The sequence below is a fragment of the Candidatus Vampirococcus lugosii genome (genome assembly GCF_018420025.1).
Taxonomy (GTDB): domain Bacteria; phylum Patescibacteriota; class Gracilibacteria; order Absconditabacterales; family Absconditicoccaceae; genus Vampirococcus; species Vampirococcus lugosii.
This window is the reverse complement of record NZ_JAEDAM010000051.1, coordinates 1-6,976: the sequence shown is the minus strand read 5'-3', so window position 1 is coordinate 6,976 and position 6,976 is coordinate 1. Positions and strand designations below refer to the sequence as shown.

The 6,976-nt window shown below is 20.7% G+C and carries 8 protein-coding genes and 4 tRNA genes; 4 read left to right on the top strand and 8 right to left on the bottom strand.

All coding sequences use genetic code 25. The annotated features are described in order from the left end of the window. Positions 1-17: 17 nt before the first annotated feature. From mutS to VAMP_RS03870, 4 genes are all read right to left on the bottom strand, one after another. Positions 18-2,036, bottom strand: coding sequence for a DNA mismatch repair protein MutS (gene mutS, locus VAMP_RS03885; protein ID WP_213349525.1), 2,019 nt, complete (start codon positions 2,034-2,036; stop codon positions 18-20). Between the two features lie 196 nt (positions 2,037-2,232). Further along, positions 2,233-2,306, bottom strand: a tRNA-Phe gene (locus VAMP_RS03880). Positions 2,307-2,321: 15 nt separating this feature from the next. Continuing rightward, positions 2,322-2,396: transfer RNA gene (locus VAMP_RS03875), tRNA-Lys, on the bottom strand. A 10-nt stretch (positions 2,397-2,406) separates the two neighbouring features. Further along, positions 2,407-2,480 (bottom strand) — tRNA-Lys (locus VAMP_RS03870). 141 nt (positions 2,481-2,621) lie between these two features. Here VAMP_RS03870 and VAMP_RS03865 point away from each other — a divergent pair. The 4 genes from VAMP_RS03865 to VAMP_RS03850 all read left to right on the top strand — a co-directional run bounded on the left by VAMP_RS03865 (position 2,622) and on the right by VAMP_RS03850 (position 5,010). Then, on the top strand, positions 2,622-3,146 hold the full coding sequence (locus VAMP_RS03865; protein ID WP_213349521.1) for an RNA methyltransferase: 525 nt from the start codon (positions 2,622-2,624) through the stop codon (positions 3,144-3,146). A gap of 49 nt (positions 3,147-3,195) precedes the next feature. Continuing rightward, positions 3,196-3,768: a hypothetical protein gene (locus VAMP_RS03860; protein WP_213349518.1), complete on the top strand. Its 573-nt coding sequence runs from the start codon at positions 3,196-3,198 to the stop codon at positions 3,766-3,768. A 74-nt stretch (positions 3,769-3,842) separates the two neighbouring features. Next, a tRNA-Met gene (locus VAMP_RS03855) sits at positions 3,843-3,917 on the top strand. A 502-nt stretch (positions 3,918-4,419) separates the two neighbouring features. Beyond that, complete coding sequence (locus VAMP_RS03850; protein ID WP_213349515.1) at positions 4,420-5,010, top strand: hypothetical protein; 591 nt, start codon at positions 4,420-4,422, stop codon at positions 5,008-5,010. Here the strand turns inward: VAMP_RS03850 and VAMP_RS03845 are convergent, their stop codons facing one another. The 4 genes from VAMP_RS03845 to VAMP_RS03830 form a co-directional block, all read right to left on the bottom strand. After that, positions 5,011-5,613, bottom strand: coding sequence for a hypothetical protein (locus tag VAMP_RS03845; RefSeq protein ID WP_213349512.1), 603 nt, complete (start codon positions 5,611-5,613; stop codon positions 5,011-5,013). A 123-nt stretch (positions 5,614-5,736) separates the two neighbouring features. Next, a complete protein-coding gene (locus VAMP_RS03840; RefSeq protein WP_213349509.1) occupies positions 5,737-6,090 on the bottom strand; it encodes a PRC-barrel domain-containing protein in 354 nt (117 codons plus the stop codon). Between the two features lie 188 nt (positions 6,091-6,278). Beyond that, positions 6,279-6,536: a hypothetical protein gene (locus tag VAMP_RS03835; protein ID WP_213349506.1), complete on the bottom strand. Its 258-nt coding sequence runs from the start codon at positions 6,534-6,536 to the stop codon at positions 6,279-6,281. A 38-nt stretch (positions 6,537-6,574) separates the two neighbouring features. Continuing rightward, a partial coding sequence (locus tag VAMP_RS03830; protein WP_213349504.1) for a tyrosine-type recombinase/integrase occupies positions 6,575-6,976 on the bottom strand: 402 nt, incomplete at its 5' end.

The window sequence follows — 6,976 nt, the reverse complement described above, 5'->3', positions numbered from 1 at the left end:
GACTTTATTTTAAAGATTTAAGACATCTCAACTAAAAAAGTGCTTTGTCCATGTAAGATATCATCAGATGCGCCTACTCTAGTAAATACACCATCAATATAACCAATTTCAGAGTCATTAACAGGAATAAAGCACCCTGTATGTGTTAAAATAATAGAAAGGCAAACACTTCTCATATAACTACTCTTTCCAGACATATTTGGGCCTGTTATTATCATAGTTCTATTCTCATTATCTAAATCACAATCATTTGGGATAAATTCAGTTTGTTTTTCTATAATTGGATGTCTTAAATCTTTAAAATAAAGTCTATTTGTTTCTTTTAGATTTGGTTTATTATAGTTATTTGTTATAGATGTGTTTGTATGAGATATTATTAAATCTAAAAAACCTAAATATTTAGAAATGTTTTGTATTGTTGATTGATAATTTAAAACATCTTTACAAATATCTGTAAATATTTGAAATTCTAAATCAAATCTTTTTTCTTTAGCATTAATTAAAGTTTCTTCTTTTTGAGATAATTCTTTAGTTGTATATCTTTCTGCATTAACTAAAGTTTGTTTTTTTTCAAAATAATCTGGAACTTTAGATGTATAGGTTTTAGGAATCTCTATGTAATAACCAAATATTTTATTAAATTTTAATTTTAAAGATTTTATGTTTAATTCATTTTTTAATTTATATTCATATTCTGTAATCCAGGAATCTATAGTTTTATGTATGTTTATTAATTCATTTAATTCTTTATTATAATCTACTTTAATAAATTTACCTTCTCTTACACTAAAAGGGGGTTGATCTACAATAGATTTATGTAGTAATTCTCTTAAATCTTTTACATCTTCTAAATTTTTATCTATTTCTTGTAATAGTTTATTATCTGTTTTTTTTAAAATAAATTTAATTTCAGGAATAATATCTAAAGATTGTCTAAGTGAAACTAAATCTCTTGGTGAGGCATTATTAAAACCAACTTTGCTTATAATTCTTTCAATATCTGAAATATATGATAGGTTTTCATTAATTGATTGAAAATAAACTAAATTATCTTTTAAATATTCAATAGCATCTAGTCTTTGTTTAATTTCTTCTCTTTCTAATAAAGGATGAGTTATATCAAAAAATAATTTTCTATAACCCATTGCAGTTTTTGTATTGTTTATTAAATAAAATAAAGAATATTTTATAGTATTATCTTGAAGATTTGAAACTAATTCTAAATTTCTAATAGTTTTTCTATCAAGCATTAAATATTTTTTAGAGGAATATCTAGTAATTACTTTAATATATTCTAATTTAGAAAACTGTGTTTCTTTTAAATAAACTAAAGCGTTATTACAAGAGATTATTATTTCTGGATTTTTTGAAATTCCAAAACCCTCTAAAGAACTTAAATTAAAATGTTTTTTTAGATTTTCTAAAGAGTTATTTAAATCTAAATTTTGTGTATAATTAATAATTGTGTTTGGTAATGTTTTTTTTATTTCATCATATAATTTGTAATTTTTAAGAATATTTTTTGTAAGTAATAATTCTTTTGGTTTTATTGAATTTAATTCATTAAGTAATGTTGAAAGATTAGTAAAGTTTGTAGCTTTAAATTCACCTGTAGTTATGTCTATAATTGAAAAACCAAAGGATGAATTTAAGTATGTTATTGAACAAAGAAAATTATTTTCATAGTTTTGTGAAAATAAAGTTGAAGGAGTAATTACTCTAGTAACTTCTCTTTTAACTAAACCTTTTGCTTTTTTTGGATTTTCTGTTTGTTCACAAATTACAACTTTTTTTCCTGCTTTAACTAATTTTGCTATGTATGGATCTATAGAATGAAAAGGAATTCCAGCTAAAGGAACATTTATTTTTTCAGAGCCTCTTTTTGTTAAAGTTATGTTTAGTATTTCAGATGCTATTTTTGCATCATCGTAAAACATCTCATAAAAATCTCCAGCTCTAAATAATAATATACCTTCAGGATATTTTTTTTTAGTCTCTACATATTGTTTCATCATTGGTGTTAAATTGTCTTGCATAAATATATTTATAGTAACAAAACTTATTAAAAATATATTTAATCTATTAAAATGTAATTATAGTAATTACTTGATAAAATATTCTGTAATTACTTGAAAAATAGTAATTACTGTAAATTATTGTGTAATTACTTAATAAAAAAAGAGTAATTACTATTAAACAAAATTATTATTTAAATAAAAATAGAATTTAGAGTGGTCCCGGCGGGATTTGAACCCGCGACACATAGGTCTTCAGCCTATTGCTCTCCCAGACTGAGCTACGGTACCTAAATATAATCCAAGTGAGCTCGGGGGGATTTGAACCCCCGACACCTGGATTAAGAGTCCAGTGCTCTAACCAGACTGAGCTACGAGCCCTTTTAATTTATGAACCCGAGGGGATTTGAACCCCTGACACCTGGGTTAAAAGCCCAGTGCTCTGCCAGGCTGAGCTACAGGTCCATTATAAAAAAAAGTTATATTTGTTTAAAATATAAAATTTATATATATTATAATGAAAGAAAACTTTTTAAAAGGACACCAAAAAAACCTACATAATCAATTAAAATAAATTATAAAAACATATTACTTCTAAAATATAATATGAACATAAAGATTTTAAAATTAGATCATAGACCTTTAAGAGATAAAAGAATAACTACACATTGTGCATTAGTATCTAGAGCATTTAAAGCAAATAGTTTTTTTTATTCTGGAATCCAAGATAAAAATATAGAAAAAAATGTTTTAGAAATAAATAATAAATTTGGAAGTTCTTTTGAAATTAATTATACACAAAAACCATATGAACTTGTGAAAAAATTAAAAAAAGAAAAATACATAATTATTCATTTAACTATGTATGGAGAAAATATTACAAAGAAAATAAAAGAAATAAAAAACAATAAAAATATTTTATTAATTGTTGGTGGACCAAAAGTAGAACATAAATACTATGAGATAGCTAATTATAATATAGGTGTAACAAATCAACCACATAGTGAAGTTGCTGCAATTGCTATGATATTATATTTAATAGATAATAAATCTATAGAAAATAAAGATTATAATTCAGAGATTAAAATAATACCTAATAATGATAATAAGAATGTAATTAATTTAAAATAAGTTTGATATATAATTATATATATAAATACCAATTTTAAAGAGATAAATTATGAAGAAATTAAAACAAGAATTATTAAAAGATAAAAATACATTAGAATTTTTAAAACAAATAGCAGGACCTTTAGCAACAGATATTGTTAAAATGTTTGAAAAACAATCTTTAACTCCTGAACAAGTATCAGATAAATTAAATGAAAAAATAACAGTAGTAAGATCTACATTAAATAGTTTACACTATAGAGGTATTGCATGTTATAAAAAAGAAAGAAGAAAAGATAATAATTTATATGAATTTTATTGGGAAATAAAATATAAAAAAATTATAGAGATATTATTAATTCAAGAAATGAAGAAATTTAAAAAATTAGAATATACTATTGAAGATAAACAAATACACGACTTTTTTTATTGTCCTAAAAAATGTATTGAATTACCTTTTGAAGAAGCAGCAGGTTATAATTTTAAATGTCCTAATTGTAATTCTAATTTAGAAATGGTAGATACTAAGAAAAAAATAACTACATTAAAAAGAAAGAAAACAAATATTCAGAAAAATATAAATAGATTAGAAGAGATATTAAATAAAATTAATGATGATACTAAAGGGTATATATGTGAATAATTACTAATACTTTAAATAAGTTTTGGTTATATAAATATATATTAATTTAATATACTATATTCTTTATTTTTTATAGCGGGGTGGGGCAGTCTGGAGTGCCCGTCGGGCTCATAACCCGAAGGTCAGTGGTTCAAATCCACTCCCCGCTATTTAATAACTATTTTTTAAATAAATTTTAATTTTGATCTAATTCTTGGACATATAAATTAATTAAAATTAAACGTATTTAAAGCTATAAATACCCTTTAAATAAAAAATAAAACAAAATTTATAATTTAAATTAAAATTAAAGGTATTAAAGATATTTAAATTATAAAAAAAGACTATAAAAACTTTTTTTAAACTAAAAATTATTAAAAAAAATATAAAAATTAGAAAAAAATCATAAAAAAAGACTAATTTTACACAAATATACAAATATATATACATAAAATATTAAATAAAAAATATTTTTGATATGTATAAATATATATTTATTAACTTAATTTATAAAAAATATATAAATTATATAAAAATAACTGTAATTACCAATAAAATTTAAGTAATTACTATAAAATATAAGCTAATAATTACTGTAATTACTAAAAATACCTTAGTATAATTACTGTAATTACTATACCCTTTAAAATAATTACGGTAATTACTATATGTATGGAATTAAAAAAAATTATAAATAATTTAAAAACACTATTTAATAAAAAAAAAGATATAGAAGATAATAATCAAACTAATCAAAATGAAAATATAGATAAAAAACAAAATTTAAACAATCAAACAGAAAATTATTCAAATAACATACATACTCAAAATATTAATAATAATAAAAAAAATAATTCTAATGAATTAATTACTAATAAACAAAACAATATACAACAATCTAATCAATCACAAGCACAAGAATCTAATCAAATACAAACACAACAACAAAACCAACAATTACAATATCAAGAAAAAACAGTAAATTATCAAGAATTAAAAAATGAATTAAACACTATTTGGGATATATTAAAGATTAAAGAAAACACCCAAGCAGACCATATAATTAGAAGCATTCCATCAGATAGATGGATAAATATGGATGAGATAAAGCAAAATATTAAACTAGAGTTCAATATAGAGTATAAAAACGAAAAAAGCCTATACCCTTATCTAAAAACATTAACAGATATTAATTTAATTAAAGTAAATAATACAGGTAAAAGAAGAACTTGGAAAAAGAATGTAATAATTATTGAAAAATAATTATTCATTATTATAAAATTTATTCTTAAATTCAATTACTTTATTATTAAAATTAGTTAAATATTCAGAATCATTATAAACTTCTTTATACCAATTAAAACTAGTTATTTTATTTATTATTTTATATATATAATCAATATAATCTTTATTTATATTATTATTATTTATACAAAATTCTATTTCATTTAATAATAAATTATTTTTATTAAATATATTAATTACTTTATAATTTTTTATATAATATTCTAAACTTCTAATTATACTCTCAGAATCAACTTCAATAGTATCTATATTATAATCAACTTTCCAATCTCCTCTTATTTTCCAATTATGAGTTGGATTAATTCCTGTTTTAAAATAATCTAATAATAAATCTTTATTATTTAAAGGTAAAATAACAGTATTTTTTCCTGGTTTTATATAAGGTATTTCTGAAATAATCCCTTTTCTTAAATATGTATATATTTTATTATTTTTTTTAGTAACATTTTGACTATATCCATATATAGATCTAAATACTTTTTGATATATATAAGAAGAATGATTTGTACCCTCTGGAAATATAAAATTATATTTTATATAATCTGATTTTATTTTGTTCACTTAGAGACCCCCCATACTTCGTGTATTCTTCTTTTTTTTAAAATAAAAATTTTATTATGTATATATATTTATATATATAATTATATATATATATAATATAAAATAAAAAAAAATAGAAAAAAACTATCTTCTAGAATATCTACTTCTATAACCTATATATTTTTTTCTAATTTGTTCTTCTTTAGAATCTTTAAATTCTTCTTTTTTAGCTGCAGGTGCTTTTTTATTATTAGCTGGAACATTACCTGCATTAATTAACAATATATCATCAGCAGAAATAACTTTATTATAAGGTATACTATAATCTGTTATTATTTTTTTAGCTTCTACTTTAGAATTTACTTTTAAAGGTTGAGTTGTAACAGTCTCTACAATACCTTGTTCTAAATTAACTATAAGGTCGTGTACTTTTCCTCTATAAGTTGCATCTGTTTGATATATATCCATTCCAAATAATTTTGATATTCTTGTACTCATATTATTCCTCCAAAATCTATAAATATTATATAAATTATGTATTTAATATAGTATGAGTTAGTCAAAATATTTATATATTTATCTATTTTAATTATTAAACTATTATATATAATTAGTTTGATTTTTATTTTCTTACTTATTTTATTTAAAAAAATTAAATTATTACAGGAAGTGTGGGGTATCTATGATTATTTTAATTTTGTTTTTATATTTTCATATTTTTTAGTTTGTGTTTTTAATTTAGTTTCTAATTTTTTTAATTCTTTATTATCTTTTTTAATTTCTTTAGAGTTATCTATCTTATATATTTTATTTTCTAACATTTGAATTTTATTATTTGTAGTTTCTATTATATCTTTAATCTCTTTTTTTCTTGATTCTAATTCTTTTCTTTTATCTGGATTTATTTGAAATGATTTTTTACCTAAAAAATTTTTAAATCTCATATATTTTCACCTAATATATATTAAGGTTGAAAATGTTTTTATAAGCTATCTAAAGGATTTTTAATATTTTTTAATTTATTTGTATTTACTTTAGTATATATTTGAGTAGTATTTAAATTAGCATGACCTAGAAGTTGTTGTATATATCTAATACTTACATCTTCTTCTAATAAAGAAGTTGCAAAAGAATGTCTTAATTTATGTGGACTTACACTTTTTTGAATATTTGCTTTTTTTGCAGATATTTTTAAGAATTTTTGAATACTATCAGGAGATAATTTTGTACCTTTATTATTTACAAATAAATATTCTGAATTAAATTTTCTTTTTTTTAGATATTTTTCATACTTTTCTATCCAATTTTTAGATAATATTATAATCCTATCTTTATCTCCTTTACCAGCAATTACTCTTCCTGTTTTTTCTTTAAAATCTAAATC